This is a genomic window from Pseudoalteromonas sp. NJ631 (genome assembly GCF_000276645.1).
Classification (GTDB): domain Bacteria; phylum Pseudomonadota; class Gammaproteobacteria; order Enterobacterales; family Alteromonadaceae; genus Pseudoalteromonas; species Pseudoalteromonas piscicida.
On the sequence record NZ_AKXJ01000012.1, the window covers coordinates 21,176 to 45,245 of the forward strand.

Consider the following 24,070-nt stretch of genomic DNA (forward strand, 5'->3'; position numbering starts at 1 on the left):
AAAATAACAAAGATAACAGGTATTGTCATTATGCAAAATCAGCAGCAGTGGGGTGAACCAGATCTCAATGAGGCAAATTGGTCAAAGTCGTCTTCTGGGTTTGGTCGAACTTTTTACATTGCGAATATCATGGAAATATTTGAGCGGCTCGCTTGGTATGGCTTCTTCGCCGTATCATCAATTTATATGACAACACCGAAGTCGCAAGGCGGTATTGGCTTTACTGATATAGAGCGTGGCGCCGTACAGGGGATTATTCCCTTCTTTTTATATCTTTTGCCTGTTGTAACTGGTGCGCTAGGAGATCGCGTCGGGTATAAAAGGATGTTCTTTTTTGCATTTTTGATCATGACGCCAAGCTATTATTTATTGGGACAGGCACAGAGTTTCTGGCCGTTTTTTGCTGCGCTGAGCTTTGTTGCACTGGGTGCTGCTTGCTTTAAACCTGTGGTCGTTGGCACCGTAAGCCACAGTACAAACGATGGTAATCGTGGCCTTGGATTTGGGATCTTTTATACCATGGTGAATATTGGTGGATTTTTAGGTCCATTGGTTGCGGGATATATGCGCGCCATTAGCTGGGATGCGGTATTTATGATGTCGGCAGTTTGGATTGCCATAAACTTTATTCCCTTGATGTTATTTTACAAAGACCCGCAAACATTACCTAAAACCAAGCAATCTTTTACTCAAGTATTAAAAACCGCACAGTCGGTGCTGGGTAATACTCGTTTAGCACTTACGCTGTTTGTCGCACTGGCGCTCTTGATGTCAGCAGGAGTCGGGTTTGCTAACTACAGTCAAGCGTTTACTTGGATTGCAATATGGCTAGCAGCTAACTGGGTGTGGGACAGAGTGCTTATAAATCGAGCGCCAAATAAAGCATGGTGGCAACAACCAATGAAGGTAAGTAACTTGCCATTTGCGTTATATTTGCTGATCCTTGCAGGCTTTTGGACTGTGTATAATCAGCTGTTTTATACTTTACCTGTATATATCCGCGATTATGCAGATACCCGAGATATATTGGCGTGGTTTGGCGATTCTGGCGTCGCGTTTTTAGCACATGTTGATATTGATAAGTTAACTGCTGCCATTTTTACGCTGTTCAAAGAGCTTAAGGAAAGCGGCGCAGTACCAATTGAAACCATTAGGCTTGAATGGGTTCACCTCAAAGTGAATGTCCCACATGAGCAAATACAGTTGATAATGCAAACGCTAAATGCGCTTCACGATAATGGACAGGCACTTTCACAGCAGCAAGCGCAAACCCTTGCTGAACAACTCGTACAATATCGTCAAATTAATCCTGAGTATCTTATTAATTTAGACTTTGCAGCGATTGTGATCGCACAAATTTTGGTGAGCTTTCTCTGTCAGCGATTTAGACCATTTTATGTGTTAGTCACAGGCTTACTAGTAATGGCGGTTGCGTTTATCGCATTACTTAGCGATAGCGACTGGTTAAGCGGTCAGCTCATTGTCACTGTCATATTGCTTATCGCGCTTGGTGAAATGCTTGCCTCTCCTAAAAGCCAAGAGTATGTCGCGAGTATCGCGCCTAAATCTCAAGCTGCGTTGTATATGGGATACTACTTTGTTTCTATGGCGCTGGGCTTCTTGTTTGCTGGATTTTTATCTGGTTGGAGCTATAAAGTGTTGGTGCAAGAAATGGCGGCACCAGAGTTAATGTGGGGGCTATTTGCCGCTATCGCACTTATAACCGCCATTGCATTATTCTGGTTTAACAAAGTGATAATAGACAGAAAAACATAGTTTTTTGAAATGGGAACAGTTATTGGTCGCGATCAGTTTGTTTGCAAGTCATATTCTTTCTACACTCAAGCAAAAAATGAGGAAGTAACATGAATAAAAAAATATGGATGAGCACGGCACTCTTTGTTTCCAGCAGTGTGTACGCGCAAACGTATGTTTTAAACGCTGACTCTGCGATTGATGTGGTGTCAGGCAAGCTTATCTCACCTGCAACTGTGGTCGTTGAAGATAATAAAATTATCTCAGTCGGAAAATCAAATCGTAAAGCCTATCCAAAAGACGCTGAAGTGATAGACCTAAGTGGCCACACATTATTACCCGGTCTATTTGATATGCATGTTCACCTAACTTCAGACGCACATGTTCATGGCTACAAAAGGTTGCAACGCACTGCACCTCGTGCGGCAATTACTGGTGTTAGAAACGCTAAGCGCACACTAGATGCGGGCTTTACGTCTGTTCGTAACCTTGGTGCTGCTGGCTATGCTGACATCGCACTGCGCGATGCCATTATTGATGGTGACGTATCAGGCCCACGTGTAAACGCAGCAGGCCCTTCACTTGGGATCACTGGCGGCCATTGTGACAACAATCTCTTGACCCATGAGCATAAAGTCTTTTCAGAAGGGGTGGCTGATGGACCTTGGGCAGTAAGGCAAAAGGTACGTGAAAATATTAAATATGGCGCTAACTTAATCAAGTTCTGTGCAACGGGTGGTGTACTATCTAAAGGCACTAAAGTGGGGGCTCAACAATATTCTCAAGAGGAAATGACGGCGATTGTGACCGAAGCGCACTTACGCGGTTTAACGGTTGCTGCCCACGCGCACGGTACTGATGGTATCAAGTCTGCAATTAAAGCTGGTGTGAATTCAGTAGAGCATGTAAGTTTTGTTGATGATGAAGCCATTCAGCTAGCCAAAGACAAAGGCACGTACTTTTCTATGGACATCTACAATACTGAATATATTCTTGGTGAGGGCGAAAAGGCAGGTATTTTGCCTGAAAGCTTGGATAAAGAACGTAAGGTGGGTGCAACTCAGCGTGCTAGTTTTACAAAAGCGGTAAAAGCAGGCGTGAATATGGTGTTTGGCTCTGACGCTGGTGTTTATCCTCACGGTGACAATGGTAAGCAGTTTAGCCGCATGGTGAAATTTGGCATGACTGAGCTACAAGCCTTACAGGCTGCCACTATTAACTCGGCGACGTTACTCAAGCAAAATACACAATTAGGCTCACTTGAGGCGGGGAAACTTGCTGATATTATTGCGGTTAAAGGCAACCCACTAAAAGACATTAGTGTGATGGAAAACGTCATCTTTGTGATGAAAGATGGCAAAGTAGAAAAGCAATAGCCAAACGTTCTGCGCAGTTCTTCTGCAAAGAACTGCGCAGCTTTGCAATATATCGTTGTAATCATAATAAAAATAAGTGGACAGGCAACGCTTTGAGACAGACTACACATTTTATCGTGTTAACTGTGGTTGCTTGGTAAATATTGTTCCCAATTCGACACGGAAAATGGATACTCACCCGTTACATCTACTCGACTGCGCCAAAACTGCGTCGCGCCAGTATTAATCCCTTGATAGACAAAAATAACATCTGCAGCAACTCTATCTCCACTGTTGCTAACGTTGACGTCAACATTGATCAGCTGATAACCATTAGGATTAGGACCATCTTGGCTGCTTTGGTAGTAAAGGTGAAATGTCTGTTGGTATATAGTTGGGTTGTTATATAGCACATAGTTTAACGCGCGTGCTGCGTCACTATTACCTCTAGATATATTGAGCGAAGTTATTTCAGTAACAAGGTTTTGAAACTGATCGTTATTTGCCTTGACGCCATGTAACACCTCACCAAATGGCAGTACCATCACTGGAATAATGGCACTAACTAGTACTGTATTTGGCGAGTGCATTTCGCCGATAATTACCACTTGTCCGGTTTCACCATTTATTGTTCGATCCAGTGCGGTAATACATTGAGTCAACAGTTCATCTGTTGGAATGAGTAAAGTATAAAGTTGCTCAATGTAGCGATTGTCCAAGACCCATTTCATGCTGCGCGCTATGTAACGATTTTTACCTAACCTCAAGCCTTTAAACAGCTCCTGATTAAGTTGTTTATTCCTGTTGAGCCTTTGTAGCGCAATGTCGTCATTGACGTTCTCCAACATGGGAAGCTGTGTTTCTTGGTTGCCCATTAAGCTATTTTGATATAGCTCTTTTTCTAGATTAAGGGTCGGAAATTGGGCATTTATCACACCAACGGCATAGACAAAATTTGTGAATACGACCGAAGGTTCTGAGTTTGTTTCATCGTTGGCCAACCTCTGACTAAGTGGCAAATTTTGTTGAGTAGATAATGATTGGTTCATGAAGCCTCCCTAAATACTTTTCGCAAATGGCGCTAGTCTGGATGAAACAAAAGGATAGTGGTTGGTTACGTCGATATTACAGGCATAGCGGCTACGATCTGCACTACACAGAATAAACTCAACAACGTGGCGCATTGGTTCAGAGTGTATGTGTTGTAATTGGATAGCTTGAATATCATCAATCAATAAGTGTTGGTTGCTATCAACGACGATTTGATAGAAGTGACTCAAAAAATAGTTACTGGCTCTGTCTTTTTTAGTTAACCCGATAGTGGGTTTAAGTGCTGGCAGCTCAAGCTGTTGGTTGGCTGGTTTACCATCTTTGAGTATTGGGACTTTGATATCGGTAACCGCAACTAGATGCTTTACCGTGGCGGTTGGCAAAGCAATGTCATCGTAGTGCTGTGCGGCATGTTCGCCTGTTAGCTCGCCAATAACCACATAAGTATTTTGTTGTTCTGTTGTATTGATCAGTGCATTCAGTTGTGTCGGTGTATCTGGCTCAAGGATATAAGTGTCTACCAGGTTTATGGTAAGAACCCATGTTGCTTGTTGTGCTAAATATAAAAATGGCCTGTAACTCAACTGAGGTTGACTGTCCATGGTTACACGATAGTTGAACACTTTATAAAACTCTTCGGGATTGGCCTTTATAGACAACGCAGCAGCTTCATATTGCTTTTCGAGGTTTAAGGTCGGAAAGCTTGGTTGAATAACACCAATTGCATAAATAGATGTATCATGATTGTCATGAGGCGCAAACTGTATTGGCACTGTTTTATCAGTGTGTATTGAGGTCTTCATTTATATCCTTCCTTTGCATTAATCCAGTGGTATCGTATTCAGCAGCGGGAGGAATTGTTGTATTTCTGTATTGATAAAAGGATACAAGCCACTCACGTCGATACGACAAAAGTAATAATGATGTTTAGCAGAAGCGTTTTCTTTATAGGTTAGCGTAATATCAACAATCTTATGTTCAGACACTGCGTCAAATTGGGAAAACGTGATGTCGGTTAGAGAAGCACTTGGCACGGTTGCAGACCCAAGACGCATTTTATGGGTTTGTAAGTAGATATCTGGATAGCGAAATGCAACAAAATTCTTAGCTCTATCAAAGTCATCGCGGCCTGCATTTGGTTTGACTTCTAGTGCTTTTATCACATCTTGAATGGCATTGGTTTCCGCACTGGAAATTTTTTGAATTGTATTATGCAGCTCTGACAATGTTTGATGATATACCTGATGACAAACTATCTCAGCTAAATTGGAGTCGTGGTTATTAGAAGAATGGCCAATGACGCAGGTATACACAAGCTCCAGTGTATCTTTAGGTGGCTGTAGCGCTTCAATTAGCGCTTCTAACTCGACTTTTGTCGCGGGAGTTAAGTGGTAACTTAGCTGTTTTTGAATGACTAAAATCCAAGAAACTTGCTCGGCAAGATAAAGATACTTGTCTCTGTTAGGATCCCCAATCGGCAATGATTTATTAGTGAAAACTTCGTAATAGGCTCTTTCATCGACTGCGAGCTCCATTGCGGCTTGTAAAAATTGCTTTTCTATTCCCTCATTAGGAAAGACTATTTCTACTTGGCCCACTGCATAAATGTAGTCAAAAGCGGCGCATTGCACGGAAGTAGGATGCTGAATTTCCTGCGCTTGCATTTGCTCGGATGAGTCAAGGTCTTGCTGGGCGCTCGGTAGCCTAGCATCGTTTGCCTCTACCGGCGCTATGCCAAGATTGTCTGAGTCACAAGTTTTGCTATCTTGTGTTTCTGTTTCTTTAGAACTGCAAATTGCGGGATCTGCTGAGGTGACCTCAGGGTGTAATTCGCTCATATTATTCTCTTTTTTGATGAAGAAGTGCTGATGGAGCACAGCACTTCACTTTGGTGTTAACTACTTGCAAGGATCTTCTTCGTTGCAATACCTGTAGTTGCGGTGTCTATCGAATAGAGGGTTGTAACACCCATAGTGGTGGCAGCTTGAGCTGTAACAGCCATCTGCTGCTGAGCTGTGGTTGCATTATGAGCTGCGTTTGCAAGCGCTTGTGAAGTTGCTTGGAACAAGTTACCCATTGACATTGCTGGAGCGTCACCTAGTACTTTTACGTTTGCTTGGGTGACTGAGTCAGTGATTTGGTCGTTTACAGAAGTTGGAAATGCCATGATTTTTTCCTTAATGGTTAGTTGCTTTTTAGCGTTAATAACTAAAGAATAATGTAGCCCGCTCTGTCACAGATGTTTTGGTTTAACTAACTGTTTTTGTGGTAGATTAGACGGCTTTCAAGCGCGTATTATTTAACAGTGTTTGGTTGTTTTTACGCATTGCGGCTGTACGATTGAGCTAAGGCTGGTATTGCCGGTGTAAAAATAACCCCATCGTGAGAGCTCCATACTTTCCTCGCAATGGGGTTAGTCATTAGCTATGCCTGTCCATCAAAAGGTTTTAGCTACGACAACTCATTTATCAGCTAAGGAATGCTTTATTCGTTGTCAGATCTTGATTCACAGCGAACTTGCCTTTTAGCTTAGTCACCTGCTGACTAAACCGTATTGATAAAGTGGGCATAAATTGACATTTCCAACTGAGTTGGCATTTTTAACTATATCGCGGGCCGCTTTTACCAACTTGGTAGAAGTTATGATGTTTTCAAATTGTGAGTTCAACCAGTCTAGAAAAAGTAAAAGGTGTGAGTGTGATGAGATCACCACCTAAGTGGAGTTTGGTGGTTAGAAAGTCGACTTATGCCCTCACGTATATCCGTAATGGTTATTTCTGTGCGCGCTTCGCTGAGTAATCTTAATGATACAAATCGTAATACATTGATAATATCAGCTCCACTTAGTGGATATTGCTCTGCAAGTCTGTTTAAGCATACGCTGCTTGACAGGCTAGATTGGTGGCAAAGTCCGCTTTGCCAAATTTCTAGTCGTTGTGCAGCCTTTGGCGCTTGAAACTGGACAATCGATTCAAATCGGCGAAAAAACGCGTCGTCGATATTATCTTTATAGTTTGAAGCTAAGATCACCACACCGCTAAAGCTTTCAATACGCTGCAGCAGATAGGCGACATTTTGATTAGCAAACTGATCGTTAGAAGAACTGGTTTTTAAGCGCTTAGTGAAAAGCGCGTCCGCTTCGTCAAAGAAAAGGATCCAGTCACGATGCTCTGCAAGGCTAAACAGCTGTTCAAGGTTTTTCTCTGTTTCTCCAATATACTTTGAGGTGATCAGCGATAAATCGACTTTATAGACTGATTTATCTAGTATTTTTCCAAGTACGCTCGCCGTTAGGGTTTTTCCTGTTCCAGGAGGGCCGTAAAACAGTGCACGGTAACCGGGGCGGAGCTGTTTACCAATTTTCCATTGCGTTTGTAATGTCTTGCCATATTGAACCCAAGTAATAATTTCGTTTAGCTGATGACGAGTGGTATCTGGTAGCTTTACGTCATCCCATTCAAGTGTTGTGTTTACTTGAGTTGCAGGAAATTGATGACTTGTTTCTGGCCGATATGGCTCTGCAGTCGTGAACATTTGTATAAACTCGGGTTTAAGAACCAACGGAACGTTTAATCGTGATATACCTTCAGGTTCTCGATGACTATCCACCATAAGGTTAAGCAATTGGCTTGAATGGAGCGTTTGAAGGACATCAAACTCCGTGTTGAGATTATTTCCGTTAAGAATGAATGCCGCCGTGATCCCCGTTGTGAATATCTGCCCTTGAGATTCTTGTATACCAAACTCACTAAAAGGGCGGTTTGTTTGTTCGTTGATTGACAGGAAAATGTCGAGTACAGGGGCTTTGATAACCGGGACAAATGCCAGAATAATTAATAATCTTTCAATCAGGTTTGGCTTGCTGCGGGTAATAAAGTCCGCAAATTGAGAGTCTGAGTTATCTAGCGTAGGTGGCAGTGGAAATTCTTGCTCAGTATTATCGAGTGACTGTCCAAAGTAATGTGATACACGATATTGAATAGCACGCTGCAGCCAGTCGCACTCTTGTTCTACGTCTTTGGCATTTAAAGCCGCTTTGGAGGGAGTTTGAGCTAAAGGCTCAAAGTTAGATTGCCACATTTTACTTCCTTATTTTTTAAATAAGCGTTCCACAGTGTAGTTTGTGCGGCTGCGAATGTGATTGGCAACTTTAGGGATTATGTTGGTATAACAGACTAATTGCTGCAGGTTTTTTTATTTAAGAGGTGATTGGTTACGTAAAAGAGCAGGCGAGTTGGTTATCCTGCTCAGTCTTTAAAGCTCATTGAAGTGCCCAGTAAATTGGGTAAGTACCTGAGTTTTCGCCAATCATAATTGTGCGTATTGTAGTGCCACTGTTTGATTCTTCAAATGGAGTATAAGTTGATTCAAGTACACGGCCGTTAGTTTGCTGCTGTAGCTGCACCTCATCGCCTAAAATACCTATTGAATAACCTGACTGAAATATATAGTGTTCAATTTCTTGTATTTGGTCAGATTTAGCACCATTGTCATTGTCTTTTAGCTGTAGCCAGACTGTCGTACCGATAGGAATAGAGGCGCTATTTAACAGGTCAAGAACGTTGTTAGCTATATCAAGAGGATTGTTATTGGTGTTATTGATAGAAGACACGTTGAGGATAAACATCGGCATCAATGCCAGCGCGTATCCGTGCTTGTCACTGGTGCCCGTTATTCTGTCGGTTTCTTGAGCCGTTAGCGCAACATCCCACTCATTGTCTTGTGTGTTAAGGTTGCGCATACAAAAGCTATAACCTTCGCCTTTATATTTGTCAGCGACACTTGGCTTCATGGTACCGTTATAAATAAAGCCTTTTGCACCTGGGTGGGCAACACTGGAATAGGCCAGATTAGGATCTGGCATATTCGTTACTCTGACATAGCTTGGATCGTCTTTTGAACCTAAAGGTTTTTTGGCATTCATAATCTAGTCTCACTTAATGCGTTTAATTAATTCAGGGTGAAAGCAACCAAATAGATAAATTGGTTGAATTAACTATAAGAGAGGCTGGTTTTACCAACTTGGTAAAAGTTATTTTTCGGTTGGTATATTTTACTTTATCGCTTTTATTGAGGTAAATGTAGGAAGAAAGGCCGACAAAGGCGACCAAAGAATAGAAGCAAGATTCAGTTTTTAAGTGCATTTTTGATGGTTTTAATCCAATCGCCATTTGCGTCACTTGAAAACTGCCAGTTCATAATACCACCCAGCTCAGTGGTGTTTTGAATGGGGTCAATAACCGCTTGAATAATAGTCTCTGCCGGCATGTATCCAGAGCCTGCGTCGTGTGCTGTCACAGGGAACCCTGCAATAATTTTCTTCGCAGACATATTCGGTAGCTTGATATAGTCCATATAGGAACTAACGATTTGATCTGGGCATGCGCTCCAAGGTGGATTGTTGTAAAACTGAACGTTTAACCAGTCAATATCCTCTCCAACTTGTTCGACTATTTTAAGATAGCCTGCCATGTAACCACCATGCTCTAGGTAAGGAGGTTGCGGGGCGTGGGAAATACAGTAGCGGGGTGAGGGCAGTTGTTTTCTCAGAGCCTGTGTTAATGATACGAGAAACTGTACGCCGTCATAACTTGCATTCGCGATAAATGCAGCACTATCTTCATAGTCGATATCAATGCCGTCCAAATGATTATTTTTAACAAAGTCCGCCAAGGAATCAGCCAGCCTGTCTGGATCTTGAGATAACGAGTAATATACGTTGTGATCCATTGCGCCACCACCAAATGAGATCAATACTCTTTGCCCATTTTGCTGCATGGTTTGTATCGCTTCTACCGTATGGGCTGTGAAGCTGGTCTCTGTAGCAGCAATTGCACCGCTTAAAATTAGCTTAAACGGATTGTTTGAAGCCGAAGATAAAAACGCCAAGTTTACTACATCGTAAGGAAGCTCACCGGCATTGGCCAAAGGAATAGCACCTGAATTATAGTAGGTAATGGTTTTAGACATCATTGTTCCTTATATATGAGAGTACTAAAATAAGAGAGAAATATTACTGGCAGACTATTATCTTAGTCCAGCTACAGTAATGGATCATATTTGGATGATAAGCCGTTAGACATAGCGTTTTAGAAAACGCTAGGCGAATCGATCTGAGCGTCGAAAAGGTTAACTAGTGTTCGCCAACCTTTTCGACTGTCTGTGATGTTGAAAATGACCTTTTTACTCAATCATTTATTGGACTAAGATCTGATAGGCTCCAAGCCGTTCCGTGGAAGTTTGCAACTTGTACCGGACCGGTGTTATCTGCACGAGTGGCTATTGGCACTGGGAACATTTGACCTATCCATGCAGATACTCGATTTCCTGGTAATTGATAATAGTTAATTGTTACCTTAGCAACATTTGTTACTTGAGAGCGCCTTTCAGCGCCAATGTTTGGCCTATTGGAGGTCACGCCAACTTCGTAGTTACCAGTGATTGGATTCGAGTAGGTAATGAAGAACATTGATCTGCTAAGACCTGGTATCACAGCACGAAACGGAGGAGGGGTATCATTCCAAACTACATTAAGACCAACTGCATTTGCTGCAGTATTGAATTGTTCTCTAGCTTCATTTCTTACATGAGCTTCCCAGCTAGAGGATGCAAAGCGACTGCTATGTTGCTGTCTTCTAATATTTCCTACGGCACCTGTGAGAGTGTTCATCATTGCACTCATACCTCTGGGGCCTCCGGGATTTGCGTAATGTCTATTTCTGATATTTTGTAGCGAGTTTTGAGCACCATGCACAGAAGTAGAGTGATAAGCTTGATTATTTCGTTCAAAGTTTTCGTTCTTGTTTTGAGCTATCCAATTCAGCGGATTATAACTTGAGCGACGGAGATATAGCCCATCTTTCTCATCTTCAGTTAGATTACCAGTGAGATAATCATAGAGCCCCACTTTTTGGATCACTGCAGCTGCTTTAGCATCTAAATTCTCCTTACTCTTTTTTAACGAACTATTTTCTGTGGCGGTATAATTGCAATCTAATATACCGTTATGCCCTTTTGATTTTTTCAATTGTGCATACATGAGCCTAATTTCTCCGATTCTCATTTGTGATTGTGAGAGGTAATTTTCAATCCAGATAACAGCTGATTTTCTGAAAATGAGTTTTGCCGAATTACCTATTTTCAGTATGGAATTTAAAATAAACCCACTAATTTAATAAATAGGTTTAGGTCAATTTTAATCCCTTACTTTAAATTGGGAGTGAAAGGGAGCTGACTTTTATGTTTACCGGGAAATCGTCCCTACATTTTTTCATCTGCTCACCTAAATATAATGCCAATTTTCCCCAGTCCGTTGCTTGCTGCTCCAGAGTTGGGTCGTCATTTACAGCTATGCCATTTACCTCTGTGGTGGGCTTTACTATCCCCAGCGCTTGTTGAACAACATGACCAAGCTCGTGGGGAAGGTGTTTCTCTTGACCTGGGGCCAAGTAAATATCCTTGCCCTGAGCATATGCATGGGCTTGTACTTGCGAAGGCTTTGACGAGTTGTAGTGCACTCGCACATTGGCCAAATTAACACCAGATAGTTTTTCCATGCCACGTCTGAGGTGTATTGGTAAAGCGCAGCTCTTAAGAGGAACGTTTTTTGCTCTTCGCTGACGTGCGAGGTTCTGCCTTACCGTTCCGGTAATGTGGCGCTGCCTGGTCGTGAGTTGATAAAATGTCATCGTGTTGTTTCGTGTTTGTTGGATACTTTTACTATAGGCATGGTATAGCGGTAACGATTGGTAAAAAGTCTGGAGTCGTTGGTATTTATTCGTAAGGTTACTGCAAATTGAAAGAAGGTATGCATGAAAAATACCCGACTGAGCCGGGTATTTGTGACTTTTATTCAGTAGCTTCAACAGCTCGGGTTGCTTGTTGCTCTGCTTCATCTGGGGTTGAGGTGGCAGGGGCATCAAACGCTTGCTGATAGACACTCTGATCTGCTGCGACGACGGCGTTGTTCGCGATATTTTCAGCCTCATAAGGCGTAGCCGTAGCGTAGCCTGTGGACTGAGCTGCCGTGGCGACCTCAGCTTGTGATACTGCTTGCATTGCTTGTTGTTCTGCATTGAGAACGGATTGTTCATTTTGAGTGGTCATGATGGAATATCCTTACTAATGGTTAAATTATGCACTGTGTAGTGCCTCGAATGGGCCTTCAACCCAAACATCGTTATGAGTAAACAAATTGATGAGCTCTAGCGGCCGCGAGTCAGCTAGTTCAGATAAAGAAGTTTCCCAAATATTGCGTTGGGAGCGCACTTTGATGAGCTTATGCTTGTCCTGTTTCCAGTTTACTGGCAGAAATACACATCTTTCTTTGGCCTTTTGACCGTAGAGTCTATCGTTGGCAGAGAGAAAAACTAAGTTTCGTTTGTGGTTATCCGCAAGGTTAGACTCTTCCACGCAATAGCGTAATGACGCTCGAAACCAGTTTGGAAATGGCAAACTGGATGGCTGGTTTTGGTGAGTCGTGGTATTGTCTGTGGTTGCTTGAGGACTCTGTTGATTATGCCAAGTGTGTAGTGCATCTATAGCCAAACTTCGGTATTGCAAAAGCGGGAGTGAGTCAATAAAGGCTGGCAAATCGTCATTTTTACTTAACTTAAAGCGTTCATAAGCAAAATGTAATTGGCCAATTGCGTTCAGACGTGAAATAACCAGCTCTGGGCGGTTTAAACCAAGTATTTCAATCGTAGTTTGACCTTTGGTTAATTGTATTGCGCTATCCTTGTCTAATGACTGAAGCCATCTCGTAAACGCAGGCGATTCCATCAAGTCGTGTGACTCTTGAAGTAATTCGGGCTGTGACCAAACAAGCTGCTCGGCTTCATTGTGACTGATAGATTTGCTGTCCATCAAAAAAGTAGACAAAACATCAAAGGCATAGGCTCGACCTGATTGAGGGTCAAAGCGCACAAATTGTCTTGGGTCTTCTAGGTAAGGGCAGACTAGTAAGGGCTGCTCTTGGTCGATATTAATCAGTGGCGCACGTTTGCCAACAAGTGGAAATTGACCACCTTTATATTGCTCGTGACAAGCATTACAGACAAAAAGTAGGTTGTTTTGATCATATGCCAATGAAAAGTACGGCGAGCAGGTCGCCACTACGTCTAAATGTGTTGAAACCGGTCTTTCCAGTAACTCAACAGGCCTGAAGTGGCCAACTTCGCCGGAGTTTGTCGCTAATAAATAGCTTTCGCAATAGGCACAGCAGCCATTACTGAGTTGTTGCAAGTGAGCTTTCAAATGATCGGATGCAAATAGCGCTGTATCAAAAGCGGCATAGTTAAACCCCACATTAACCAAGTCTTCTGTTAAGCCTGTCAGCCTGAGCGTGATAAATACGAGGTTATCTACTAAGTCAGGAGCGTAGCCCTCGCTTACTAGCTGCTTTCTATCTTCAATTGTCAGCGTATGATATTTAGGTGCGTCTACCAGGCGCGCCATGAGTGCTTGCATCTGTTTATTTGCTGCTGCAATTTTTACGTCTTCGTCTGGTAACCAGGCTATAGGTTTACAATCTATCTGGATCATTGTGGTCAGGCTCCCTGCAACTTGTTTTATTCGCCTTGCGTGTCAGCACTGCGCTGCATTACATCATGTTGAAAGACTTGATTTTGATGCATTAGCTGCTTTTCCATGTTTTTTAGCGTTTCTTCCATCGCTTGTTGTGCGGCCTCAGCACTTTGGCGAGCTGCGACTTCCTGCTCCGTATATACTTGCTCTATCTGTGCTTGCTGGTCCTCTAATTGTGTTACTTGCGCTTGCAGTAATGTATCTTGGTAGGGCGTTTCGTGAGCGTCAGATTGGTTTATTTGAGTCTCACTCTCGAGCGCATTATGAATGCTGGCGAGATGTTGACGAGACTGTTCAATTAGCTGTGAAGATTGCTGTAATGACATATCTATAGTGTGTTGTGCGCGGTTAAGCATGGTATCAATGTCGGCTAAAATGCTATTCATTTGTTTCGGCATAACAGCATGAGAGAGTTCACCAAGCGCTGTAACCTTTTGATTTTTGGTATTCATTGTTCAGTCCTCTTATTATGCAACCAGCGGCCAGTGATTTTGCACACTCAGACACCCTTGACTATCAACATCAAGCAACGCTTCGCTGTGATATAGGTCATATAAATAGTGCCGGTACTGGCCGGCCTGACAGACATAGCTGTCTTTCGCTAATGAGTTGATTAGCGTATGTTGAAGCGTTTCAAGATAGTCATTTGCAGCTTGCACTAAATCGCCCTTACCTAGGTCTATGTTAAGCACGATATTAAGTAAGCCTGCGCTGAAACTGCTAAAGCCCAGATATTTTCCACTTTCATGCCATTGCTTAATCGCATTGTGTAGATCAATAGCTTGAAGTTCGTAGGTGACCACAGGAGAATCTAGGTTGGCATTAACCACCGGAGAGAGGGTAGTAATTGCGTCATTTAGCGCACTAATAGGACTTGGTGAGCGCTTTTTCCACTCAAGGTAAATACATAAATATCGAGCAAATTCACTTAGATTTTGTGCCTGCTGAGTTGCCCATTGGCACGCTGGGATAACGGTTTGATTTGATAGTTCATAGCAACGCTCACAATAACAAATAACATGGTATAAGTTGAGTTGATCCTTAAATGAGGCGCTCCAACCCAGAGCATGGTAACTCAAGTTATAACGTCGATAAAACAGTGCAATTTTGTTCAGAATCGTACTATCTAACAGACGGTATTTGGTTAACAGATCAGCTAAAATTGCTTTGTCTTTTTCAGAGTCTCGATTGCTCAAGGTCGCGAGGTCTCTGAGATCATTAGTAGTCAACTCGAGTAGTTTTTTCACATCGATTGAAATGGGAATATGATGTAAGTAGATCAACGTTGAATTCATCAATCCCAAGTAAAGCTGCTCGATAAATTGCGCTTCTGACGAAAAGCGCATTATCTCGCTCTGTTGTATGAGGGCGTTGACACTCTCTTTTCCCTGATTTAAAAATTGGATCAAGGTTTGCGTTTTGTCGGAAAATTGCGCCAACTGTTCAATTTCTGTGTTATTCACTACGATCGTCATGTTTGCCTCCCGTGCCAGCGTCAGTGACGTAAGCCCCCATTAGCTTCCACCACTTGGAAAATTATTGAGTAGATCACTGGCAGAACTACCGACATCGCCAAAGTTTTTCGTACCGTTTTCAACCATCTTGTTAGCCGCTTCGATGATACTGTTGTATTCTTCGACCTTACCAGTCGCCAGCATTTGTGAAATCGCAACCCCCATTGCGGTAGTCGCCATGGTATTGATATTTCTTAGGTTGTCGGTTGCATCTTGAATTGCAATTGCCGTTGATTGAGAAACTGACTGATAAGCCTTACCGGCACCAGAGAGTTTATTTAGCTCGCCGCTTAAGCTGGCATTTTTGATGATATCAAGCGTCGCTTGTGTTGATGGCCCGACATTTGTTAACTCATTCATATGCTTTGCCTCAGTTAATTTAAGTTATGTTGGGTTTACCTCTAGGTGCTTTTTTTGCTATCAGGGTCGAGGTATTGATGCAGGAGTTTTTGTACTACCTCTTCAATTTTGCTTAGATCCAGTTGTTCTTCAGGCGCTTTGGGCTTTTCTGGTTTAGGCGGTGACTGCTGTAGCATTTTTGCACAGCTCGCTGCCGCAGCAGCAGAGGCCGAAGTTTGCGCGTTTTGCTGTGCTGTGACGGCGTTATACATCGACATCCCCATAGTTTCGGTTGCTGCAATATTGAGCATGCCCATAGATTGCATTGGAGCAGAGCCCGTCAATAGGGTATTAACTTGATTCACTGAATCAGAGATTTGGTCGTTTACTGTACTCATTTTGCTAATTCCTTTCTTATCCTGGTTTAACGGAAGCTACGCCAGAGCTGATAATGAGTGCACAGCACTGTGCTACACTTGCACTGGATATCATCTGACCTCGAGCTTCGTTCTGCACGGCGTTCTCCATCAATAAAGAGATAGAGTTTCCCATCGTGATGGCGGCTACACCGAGCGAAAAAGTGTGTGCTTCGACAAGGGGTAACATGGTATTTCTCCAATTGAGCAGCACTTAAGTCTTTGTGAGTAAAGTCGTACTGATGTTGGATCCATCAGTACGACTTAGCACTTAACGGTAGACTTTAGTGATGCCTTCCGCCGTAGTTGCCGTATTGATACTCATTAGGGTATCTACGCCTTGGACCAATGCGGCTTGAGCTGTCACATTGTTATTTTGCTGTCCAGTTGTTGCATTGTGTGCAGCGTTTGAGAGTGCTTGGCTTGTAGCAATCATAAAGTTACCAGTTGCTACAGCAGGTGCGTCACCGAGTACTTTCGTATTTACTTGTGAGACTGAGTCAGTGATCTGACTGTTTACAGCTGTTGGAAATGCCATAACTATCTTCCTTTTAAAGTATTAAATATCTAGGCGTTAAAGCCCGTTAGTTTGTGACTGAACCGAGTACGCTATGCAAAAATCTTACTTGTCGCGATGCCAGTCGTTGCAGTGTCAATGGAGTAAAGTAAATTTACGCCCATTGTTGTTACTGCTTGCGCAGTAATATTTGCCTGTTGTTGTGCGGCCGTTGCGTTGTGAGCCGCGTTCGCCAATGCCTGAGAAGTTGCCTGAAAGAGGTTTCCCATAGCGATAGAAGGCGCATCGCCTAGCACCTGTACATTGGCTTGTGTAACAGAGTCTGTAATTTGACTATTTACAGCGGTTGGAAAAGCCATAGTGTTATCCTTATTGTCATTAACAAGTTCAGCCTAAATATCGTTAGCTGTATTTATAGGTATCTCACATTCCCAGATAAGTGTTTTCGTTGAGTCGCTGTTGTGCGCGATGTTGAACAAGTATCAGGGAGTCGCGAATTAACCTAATCCAGCAACCGGCTGTTTCTGAGGTTGAAGAATACTTTTTGTTGCAATACCTGTGGTTGCGGTGTCAATAGAATATAAAGTGGTCACCCCCATCGTTGTTGCCGCTTGCGCTGTCATTGCAGCTTGTTGTTGAGCTGATGTCGCATTGTGTGCCGCGTTAGCTAATGCCTGAGAGGTAGCTTGAAATAAGTTACCCATAGACATCGCTGGAGCGTCGCCTAATACCTTTACGTTTGCCTGAGTGACCGAGTCGGTAATTTGATCGTTTACTGCTGTTGGAAATGCCATAATTCCACCTTTTTAGCTTTAAGTTTGACGAAAAAAAATATGAGTGGTGCTTAGGTCTAACAAGCTAGATGGAGCTCCTAAACACTGAGGTTAGTATAGAAAACGCAGTAGGGTTAGAATTGGCAGTACTTCGCATAATTGTTGGTATAACTCAGGAACTACTTGGTAGATTTATCTGAATCACCAGAGCTGAAATACCAAAAATTGAATCTGGTCACTAAGAAATATTCTAACCGTTGCTACAGCTAACTAAGTGCTGAACACGAGAGGTGCATTCAGCATACGGTTGTACCGTTATTCAGTGTTTTGTACGGTGATCTCGGTAGGCACCAGGACTGACGCCAACGACGGACTTAAACTTTCTAACAAAAAAGCTCAGATCGGAGAAGCCGACATCGTCACATACTTCAGTCACTTGACTATAAGGGTCTTCACGCAAAAGCGTCATTGCTGTCTTGATCCTTATTCGTAGCAAAGTTTGTTTAAATGACTGTCCAACATAACGTTTGAATAAGAACGAGAGATGAGAAGGGCTGACGCACGCATAATTGGCAACCTCGCTTAGGCTCAGTGGCTTCTTAAAATTGTCATCAATATATTGCAGCGCTCTTGCTAAAGCAGGATGAGGTTTGTTGACAGGCCTAAGCGGTGATAACGGAGTAAAGTCGACCCCCTCACGACTATCTGAAGGGGTGTAACTGTGCTCATCATCGCAGGATATCAGTGTTTGCATGGTTTGGGTGAAATCGCATTCAGCTTGTTTTAGTGGGATAAGATTACCCTTAGTTGGCACGGGCTTATTTTCCATTGCGGGGAATAGAGTCAACAGAGTCTGTTTAGTGATTTCTGGTTGCTCACATAAGAACGTCAGTTTGTCTAAACAACGTTTGAGCTGTTTTACGTTATGTGGCCAATCATAACTGGTTAAGACTTCTAGCGCAGGTCCTTGAAATTGCAGTTTGGCGAGATGTTTACAAGTATGTTTGTAGTGGTTTATTAAGGCAATAATGTCTTCTTTACGGTTGTAAAGAGGAGGTATGGGTAGTTCAAGACAATGATAATGTAACCAACTCAGAAAAGAATCGGACTGCATATGTGTGTCTCCAGAGGTTTGCTTTTCCGCGCTAGTTGAGGTGATTAGTCGTGGCGCGGGAGACTGCGGGGAAAGGGTGAGCCAGTAGTCTTTGATTGACTCGGCCTGTACTTGGGTCAGTGCGTCGATATTTTTGAGGTAAATGGTACCGCTTTGTGCTCGGTTGACAAGCTCTTCTAATAGGGTTGCTGCGCATTGACCTTGCCAATGGTTTACACACGATACAATCATATTTTCAGAATGCGACTTACTCAGCTCATGAATATGGCAAGCAGCCAAATGCTTCCCTGAACCGGGTTGACCAACAATATGTATGGGTAAATCACATTGTGCTAAATGTTGAATTTGCTGTTTCAGTTTGAAAAGTACATCACTACTGCCAATCCAAGGTTGTGCTGAAGGTGTTAATTTTACGAGTATGGACATGGTGTTTCCTTATTTCTCATATTGCAGAAAACATGCCATTCAAGGTTCATTTGAATGGCATGTTATGGGGTCAAGGAAACGATATGGATATTTTGACTCAGATATTGGCTCAGATACGGGTCACTTGGTTTTGTGTATTAGATTGATGGTGTTTATACCAATCCAGTTCTAAGTCGTTTGCGTGACTTCTCAGAGATTCCCATACGAGAGGGTGCACAAAACTGTAGTGTTCAGCGTCTTGGGTTATCAATCCACTGCTCAACATTTTGTGTAACACACACAAGGGAGCACGGATTTTTTTATGTTCATTAAATTGGTGAAGTTGTTTCGTATCGAAGTGTTGTCCAATTCGCGCTGCAAACTTAAGGGTATTTACAACTTCACATGGCATCGAGTTGAGGTAGTGTTGAGTGAGTTGCTGTAGGGTTTCAGGAAGTTCTGATTGGGGATGGGTGACACAAAGTAGTTGAATTAAAAATAATGGGTTACCACATGCCCGTTTTAAGGCAATAGCGGTTCTATGTTGATGTTTGCACGGAAGCATATCTCGGCTCAATAATGTGTGATGTGCTAATTGCTGCATCGAACTGATATCTAGTGGCTTTAGATAGATAATATGTGCGGAGGTGAGCCATTTGGGAGGATGAGTAAAAGCATTTTTTTTCTGGGCTGATAGGATAAATAAAATACCAAAATGACATTGGACTTGCGTAAGTATGCTCAAAAAGTATCGGCTTTGCTCGCTTAGAGTGTGTGCATCGTCTATCAAGATCGCTTGCACTTTTTTGTGATTGAGATATTCCAGTAGATCACTGACAACCGTTTTATCAACCAACCTTAAGCGCTCGTCTGAAAATTGACGAAGCGTCTGCGTGTGCGCAAGGCTTAAAGACAAGTCCGCCCATTGACGCATACGAATTGCGCTCAGCGGTGTGCTAGAAACGAGGTCTATTTGATGGCCTATCTCTACTTCAGTATGTGCCTTAACAAGCAATAATGAGCGAACAAGATTGGCAACAAAAAAGTGAGGATTGTTGTGATTTAAACAGGAGTTGGTGCTAAATAGGAGGTAGTTTTTCTCCGCTCTTTTTAAGTGGCAAATAAAGGCATTGAGTAACGCGCTTTTACCTATTCCTGTCATACCTTGTAGTAAGATGGTTTGAGCGCAAGGTAACGCCACCGCTCTACTAAAAATGATATGTAATTGATTAAGCTCCCATTCTCTTCCATATAATGGAGTGGGCTCGTCTTTTAACAAATAGCTATATAGCCATAAAGGAGATTCTGCTTGATCGATTAATGTATCAATACTGACCTGGAAATACTTTGCTAAATTTTGAATAGTTCTGCAGAGTACTCGATTACCAGATTCTGCTCGTTTTATTGTGGAAACCGATACTGGGAAGCGTTGGTTTGTACAGTTTTCAGCAAGCTTCTCTCTACTTAGGGCTTTTTTTTCTCAGCATTAGTAACGTTGTTTTATTTACCGCAATTCTACCTAGGTTGGGTGTAGTCATTATTCAGATCCTTGTCGTTATGTTATCGATACATCATTATTGTTGCCAGTTGTGTTTATTGTTAATAATATATTTATATTATTGCTTCATTTCTATTACAAGGTCTTACAGTGTTTAATTTATTGTTCGATACAGTTTAAGGAGGGGAGCTTCGGGCGTGGAATGTCATGGAAAAAGTGAGGTTTGCGAGTCAACGCTATATAACGACTAGCACTATGTAGTGACTAAGTATTACTGACAAATGGACTAAAAAAGCGCATAATTGAAGGCGTTGCCAGACAAGGTATTTCATGATGGATTTGAAATACCTAAGTGCTTTTCGAAGACCCTAGAGTACTTAAGTATTATACTTTTAAGGGCAACATGATGAATACGCAACTTCCTAAAATCGTGATAGTCGGTGGTGGTGCTGGTGGCTTAGAGCTGGCAACACAATTAGGACATAAACTCGGAAAAAAACGCCAAGCAGAAATCTTATTAATTGATAAAAATCGCAGCCATATTTGGAAACCGCTGCTTCATGAAGTCGCGACAGGGTCTATTGACGCTGATTTAGATGGAGTGGTTTATTCTGCTCATGCAGCAAAGCATTATTATCAGTTTCAACTCGGCAGTTTTAGCCACGTAGACTCAACCAATAACACCATCACGCTGAGCGAGCTAAAAGACGAACTCGGTCATCGTATTCTCCCAGAGCGACAAGTCAGCTATGACTATTTAGTGCTTGCCATTGGTAGTATTAGCAATGATTTTAATACGCCGGGGGTCAAGGAGCATTGCTTCTTTCTCGATTCAAATCAGCAAGCTGAGCGATTTCAGCATGCACTCCTCGATAATTTTACACGCTTACACCAAGACGACGATCCAAAGCACTCGTTAACCATTGGCATTGTTGGTGGTGGTGCTACTGGCGTTGAGCTTTCTGCCGAGCTGTATCATGTATCAGACATGTTGAAAATGTACGGACTGAATAAAATGACTGCCAAACGCCTTCGTATTGATTTAATAGAAGCAGGTCCTCGAATATTACCTGCATTACCTGAGCGTATTGCTAATTCAGCCAAACGGGAGCTTGTGAAGCTAGGTGTCACGGTGCGAGAAGGCACCCAGGTAAAGCAGGCAACCGAAGACAGCTTTATTACTAAAGAAGATGAACAGCTAAAAGCAGACATCAAGGTGTGGGCTGCGGGGGTAAAAGCACCTGACTTTATTAAAGAGATTGGGCTGTTCGAGCTTACTCGCAATAATCAAATTAAGGTAAATCAATACTTACAAAGCAGTGTAGATGAGCATATTTATGTCATCGGTGATTGCTGCGCGTTTACCCAAGCGGATGGCACTCAAGTGCCGCCGCGTGCTCAGTCGGCCCATCAAATGGCGCAATGTGTAGAGAAAAATCTAATCGCGACACTAAAAAATCTACCTTTACAAGAGTTTATCTATAGTGACCACGGCTCTTTAGTGAATTTATCTCGTTATAGCACTGTTGGTAGTTTAATGGGAAACCTAACCAGCAATAGCTTTTTTATTGAAGGTAAGATAGCGCGATTCATGTACATCTCATTGTATAGAATGCATCAGCGCGCAATCCATGGTATCGCAAAAACCTTTGCACTATGGATAAGCGAAAAGGTACTTAGAGTAGTGCGGCCAAAAATGAAACTGCACTAAGTTAATCTGAACTTCAGATAATTAATGCCTTTCTAGCAACCAGTTTTAGCGCTAACTGCGTCACGTCCAATAGCCAGCTATTTGTGCGTAACCTTGCCTACAGGAGCTAGGTACGAAGGCGATAGCAGGACGCGAGAGAGGAGTTATCCCCAAAACTCTCTGGCTAAGTTAAGCAATTTTTGCATCTCAAAAGCCGATGAAATTCGGCTTTTTGCTTTGTTGACTTCCCTGTTTGAATATCAACTGTTAAGTGACTATCCACGATAATGGCCTTGTAACCACGTCATATGTTACTCAATTTGTGTGCCTGTCCACGAAAAGGTCAGATAACCAATGAAAGCTTGATGTAGATTAGTGGTTAATCATTTCCTCTTTTTTGATTAACGAAAGCTGTCGTTAAGCTTGCACATTTGTCCTAGTATATTAATCAAGTGATTAATGGAGTTGAAACATGACAAATAGGCTAACGGAAGCCGCTGTTACCCCGAGAGAAAAGCTCATCACTGCTGGTAAATGTTTGTTTATTAACCGCGGATATAATCGAGTCACGACTAGAGCAATTGCGGATCTTGCAGAGGTAAACATTGCTTTGATTAAGTACTACTTCGGCGATAAAGCGGGGCTGTTTGAAGCGGTATTTCGCGAAATTGCAGCACCTCTACTGAGCTTGCTTGAAGGGATTAAAAAATCACAGTTACGCGAGCTCTCACCGCTCATTTTAACTCAGTTTATAGAGCGCTACTTTCAGGTGATGAGCCAATACCCAACGCTACCTAAGATCATTTTTATGGCACTACATGATACGCACTCTAAAGAGCATGAAATCATAAAAAAGATTTTCTTTGAGCATGTAGAGAACGGTGTCAGTACTTTAAATTCGACCTTTCAAACGCTTTCGCCTGCAGAGCCCATTCGAGCTGAATGGTTACTTTTAACCTGTCTTGGCTTGTCGGCATTTCCTTTTTTGGTGCCACCTGTGATGCAGCCGCTACTTGGTATCGAAAACTCGGATACTGAGCAGTGGCGCTCCCTTGGCAAACATCAGCAAGCTATTTTTAACGTGTTTCTATCCCAGCATATTGAACGGAAAACATTATGAAAACACCGTTTTACATCATTAGTTTTGTGTTATTGACGCTTTTGGTTGGTTGCTCTAAACCCGAGTGTAAAATCTTCGGCATTATCGAACGACCGCAGGTGCAGATCAGCAGCCCAACCGGAGAGTTGTTAGTTGAGTTGCTGGTCGAGCGCGGCGATAAAGTGGTAAAAGGACAGCAACTGGCGAAAATCGATGACGTAGTGCAGCAACAACAGGTTAATGCTATTGAACAGCAAATCGCGCGCTTGCAAGCGCAATATAGATTGTTACTCTCTGGCACCCGAGTTGAACAAGTCAAACAAGCCAAAGCAAGGGTCCATGCAGCACAGGCCGCTTGGGAAGAAGCTCAGCGGCAACTTGTTCGACAGAGGCAGTTAATCAAAGACAAGTTGACCTCTCAAGATAGGGTTGATGCCGCCTCAGCCAATGTCGAGTCGACACTTGGTATTTTGCAAGAGGCCCAAGCGCGTTTGAAAGAGCTTGAAAATGGCACGAGAGAGGAGACAATCGAACAAGCAAAAATCGCAATTACAGAAGCACAAACACAGCTAATTATTGCCAACAAGCAGCTCGCTGATCTTACCCTTAAAGCACCCGCTTCCGGCATTGTCGAGGATTTACCTTGGCTTGTTGGTGAGCGTCCCATTAAAGGTACACCGATTATTTTGCTGGCTGCTGATGACAAAACATTCGCTCGACTTTATCTGCCGCAAACCCAGCTTGTTAAAGTCTCTTTGGGAAGTGTGCTAAATGTGCATTTCGATGGCAGTGATAAAAGTCTACAAGGCACCGTCAGCTACATTAGCCAAAGCGCGAGCTTCACGCCTTATTTTGCACTTTCACAAGAGGAAAGAGCACGTTTGATGTATGTGGTGGAAGTGGTGCTCACTGATAAAGTGACTGTCCCGTCAGGCACGCCGGTTTGGGTGGAGCTGTAAT

26 protein-coding genes are annotated in these 24,070 nt (G+C 42.7%); 5 read left to right on the forward strand and 21 right to left on the reverse strand.

Annotated features, from left to right (window positions below; all coding sequences use genetic code 11):
- Window positions 1-30 precede the first annotated feature (30 nt).
- Window positions 31-1,776 carry an MFS transporter gene (locus A587_RS0117480; RefSeq protein WP_017218628.1) on the forward strand — a complete coding sequence of 582 codons (1,746 nt, stop codon included), beginning with the start codon at window positions 31-33 and terminating at the stop codon, window positions 1,774-1,776.
- A gap of 89 nt (window positions 1,777-1,865) precedes the next feature.
- Entirely contained in the window at window positions 1,866-3,131 is a 1,266-nt protein-coding gene (locus A587_RS0117485) for a Xaa-Pro dipeptidase (RefSeq protein ID WP_017218629.1), read from the forward strand.
- 119 nt (window positions 3,132-3,250) lie between these two features.
- Here A587_RS0117485 and A587_RS0117490 read toward each other — a convergent pair whose 3' ends face one another.
- From A587_RS0117490 to A587_RS0117590, 21 genes are all read right to left on the reverse strand, one after another.
- Window positions 3,251-4,159, reverse strand: a complete 909-nt coding sequence (locus A587_RS0117490) for a hypothetical protein (protein ID WP_017218630.1) — start codon at window positions 4,157-4,159, stop codon at window positions 3,251-3,253.
- 9 nt (window positions 4,160-4,168) lie between these two features.
- Window positions 4,169-4,963: a hypothetical protein gene (locus tag A587_RS0117495; protein WP_017218631.1), complete on the reverse strand. Its 795-nt coding sequence runs from the start codon at window positions 4,961-4,963 to the stop codon at window positions 4,169-4,171.
- An 18-nt stretch (window positions 4,964-4,981) separates the two neighbouring features.
- Window positions 4,982-5,998, reverse strand: coding sequence for a hypothetical protein (locus A587_RS0117500; RefSeq protein WP_017218632.1), 1,017 nt, complete (start codon window positions 5,996-5,998; stop codon window positions 4,982-4,984).
- 56 nt (window positions 5,999-6,054) lie between these two features.
- Window positions 6,055-6,327, reverse strand: a complete 273-nt coding sequence (locus A587_RS0117505) for a RebB family R body protein (RefSeq protein ID WP_010371716.1) — start codon at window positions 6,325-6,327, stop codon at window positions 6,055-6,057.
- A 539-nt stretch (window positions 6,328-6,866) separates the two neighbouring features.
- Complete coding sequence (locus A587_RS0117510) at window positions 6,867-8,240, reverse strand: ATP-binding protein (RefSeq protein ID WP_017218633.1); 1,374 nt, start codon at window positions 8,238-8,240, stop codon at window positions 6,867-6,869.
- 181 nt (window positions 8,241-8,421) lie between these two features.
- Window positions 8,422-9,084 (reverse strand): hypothetical protein, encoded by a 663-nt coding sequence (locus A587_RS0117515; protein WP_017218634.1) that lies wholly within the window; start codon window positions 9,082-9,084, stop codon window positions 8,422-8,424.
- 203 nt (window positions 9,085-9,287) lie between these two features.
- Entirely contained in the window at window positions 9,288-10,130 is an 843-nt protein-coding gene (locus A587_RS0117520) for a glycosyl hydrolase family 18 protein (RefSeq protein WP_017218635.1), read from the reverse strand.
- Window positions 10,131-10,347: 217 nt separating this feature from the next.
- Entirely contained in the window at window positions 10,348-11,199 is an 852-nt protein-coding gene (locus A587_RS0117525; protein WP_017218636.1) for a hypothetical protein, read from the reverse strand.
- Window positions 11,200-11,368: 169 nt separating this feature from the next.
- Entirely contained in the window at window positions 11,369-12,079 is a 711-nt protein-coding gene (locus tag A587_RS25300; RefSeq protein ID WP_332306260.1) for an eCIS core domain-containing protein, read from the reverse strand.
- Window positions 12,009-12,266 carry a hypothetical protein gene (locus A587_RS0117535; RefSeq protein ID WP_017218638.1) on the reverse strand — a complete coding sequence of 86 codons (258 nt, stop codon included), beginning with the start codon at window positions 12,264-12,266 and terminating at the stop codon, window positions 12,009-12,011. The genes A587_RS25300 and A587_RS0117535 overlap by 71 nt, the downstream gene beginning before the upstream one ends.
- Window positions 12,267-12,293: 27 nt before the next feature.
- Window positions 12,294-13,703, reverse strand: a complete 1,410-nt coding sequence (locus tag A587_RS0117540) for a hypothetical protein (RefSeq protein ID WP_017218639.1) — start codon at window positions 13,701-13,703, stop codon at window positions 12,294-12,296.
- A gap of 26 nt (window positions 13,704-13,729) precedes the next feature.
- Entirely contained in the window at window positions 13,730-14,197 is a 468-nt protein-coding gene (locus A587_RS0117545) for a hypothetical protein (protein ID WP_017218640.1), read from the reverse strand.
- A 15-nt stretch (window positions 14,198-14,212) separates the two neighbouring features.
- On the reverse strand, window positions 14,213-15,220 hold the full coding sequence (locus A587_RS0117550) for a hypothetical protein (RefSeq protein ID WP_017218641.1): 1,008 nt from the start codon (window positions 15,218-15,220) through the stop codon (window positions 14,213-14,215).
- A 39-nt stretch (window positions 15,221-15,259) separates the two neighbouring features.
- Window positions 15,260-15,619, reverse strand: a complete 360-nt coding sequence (locus tag A587_RS0117555) for a hypothetical protein (protein ID WP_017218642.1) — start codon at window positions 15,617-15,619, stop codon at window positions 15,260-15,262.
- A 41-nt stretch (window positions 15,620-15,660) separates the two neighbouring features.
- A complete protein-coding gene (locus A587_RS0117560) occupies window positions 15,661-15,996 on the reverse strand; it encodes a RebB family R body protein (protein ID WP_010371690.1) in 336 nt (111 codons plus the stop codon).
- Between the two features lie 16 nt (window positions 15,997-16,012).
- The gene (locus A587_RS0117565) at window positions 16,013-16,204 is read right to left on the reverse strand and encodes a RebB family R body protein (RefSeq protein ID WP_010371687.1); all 192 of its coding nucleotides are present in this window, start codon (window positions 16,202-16,204) and stop codon (window positions 16,013-16,015) included.
- A gap of 81 nt (window positions 16,205-16,285) precedes the next feature.
- Window positions 16,286-16,552, reverse strand: coding sequence for a RebB family R body protein (locus tag A587_RS0117570; protein ID WP_010371682.1), 267 nt, complete (start codon window positions 16,550-16,552; stop codon window positions 16,286-16,288).
- 71 nt (window positions 16,553-16,623) lie between these two features.
- Window positions 16,624-16,890, reverse strand: coding sequence for a RebB family R body protein (locus A587_RS0117575; protein WP_010371679.1), 267 nt, complete (start codon window positions 16,888-16,890; stop codon window positions 16,624-16,626).
- A 138-nt stretch (window positions 16,891-17,028) separates the two neighbouring features.
- On the reverse strand, window positions 17,029-17,325 hold the full coding sequence (locus tag A587_RS0117580; protein ID WP_010371676.1) for a RebB family R body protein: 297 nt from the start codon (window positions 17,323-17,325) through the stop codon (window positions 17,029-17,031).
- A 298-nt stretch (window positions 17,326-17,623) separates the two neighbouring features.
- A complete protein-coding gene (locus A587_RS0117585; RefSeq protein WP_017218643.1) occupies window positions 17,624-18,844 on the reverse strand; it encodes an AraC family transcriptional regulator in 1,221 nt (406 codons plus the stop codon).
- 109 nt (window positions 18,845-18,953) lie between these two features.
- On the reverse strand, window positions 18,954-20,102 hold the full coding sequence (locus tag A587_RS0117590; protein WP_017218644.1) for an AAA family ATPase: 1,149 nt from the start codon (window positions 20,100-20,102) through the stop codon (window positions 18,954-18,956).
- A gap of 625 nt (window positions 20,103-20,727) precedes the next feature.
- Between A587_RS0117590 and A587_RS0117595 the strand changes: the two genes are divergently transcribed.
- From A587_RS0117595 to A587_RS0117605, 3 genes are all read left to right on the forward strand, one after another.
- Window positions 20,728-22,032, forward strand: a complete 1,305-nt coding sequence (locus tag A587_RS0117595; RefSeq protein ID WP_017218645.1) for an NAD(P)/FAD-dependent oxidoreductase — start codon at window positions 20,728-20,730, stop codon at window positions 22,030-22,032.
- A gap of 451 nt (window positions 22,033-22,483) precedes the next feature.
- On the forward strand, window positions 22,484-23,131 hold the full coding sequence (locus tag A587_RS0117600; protein ID WP_017218646.1) for a TetR/AcrR family transcriptional regulator: 648 nt from the start codon (window positions 22,484-22,486) through the stop codon (window positions 23,129-23,131).
- Window positions 23,128-24,069 carry an HlyD family secretion protein gene (locus A587_RS0117605; RefSeq protein WP_017218647.1) on the forward strand — a complete coding sequence of 314 codons (942 nt, stop codon included), beginning with the start codon at window positions 23,128-23,130 and terminating at the stop codon, window positions 24,067-24,069. The genes A587_RS0117600 and A587_RS0117605 overlap by 4 nt, the downstream gene beginning before the upstream one ends.
- Window position 24,070 lies beyond the last annotated feature (1 nt).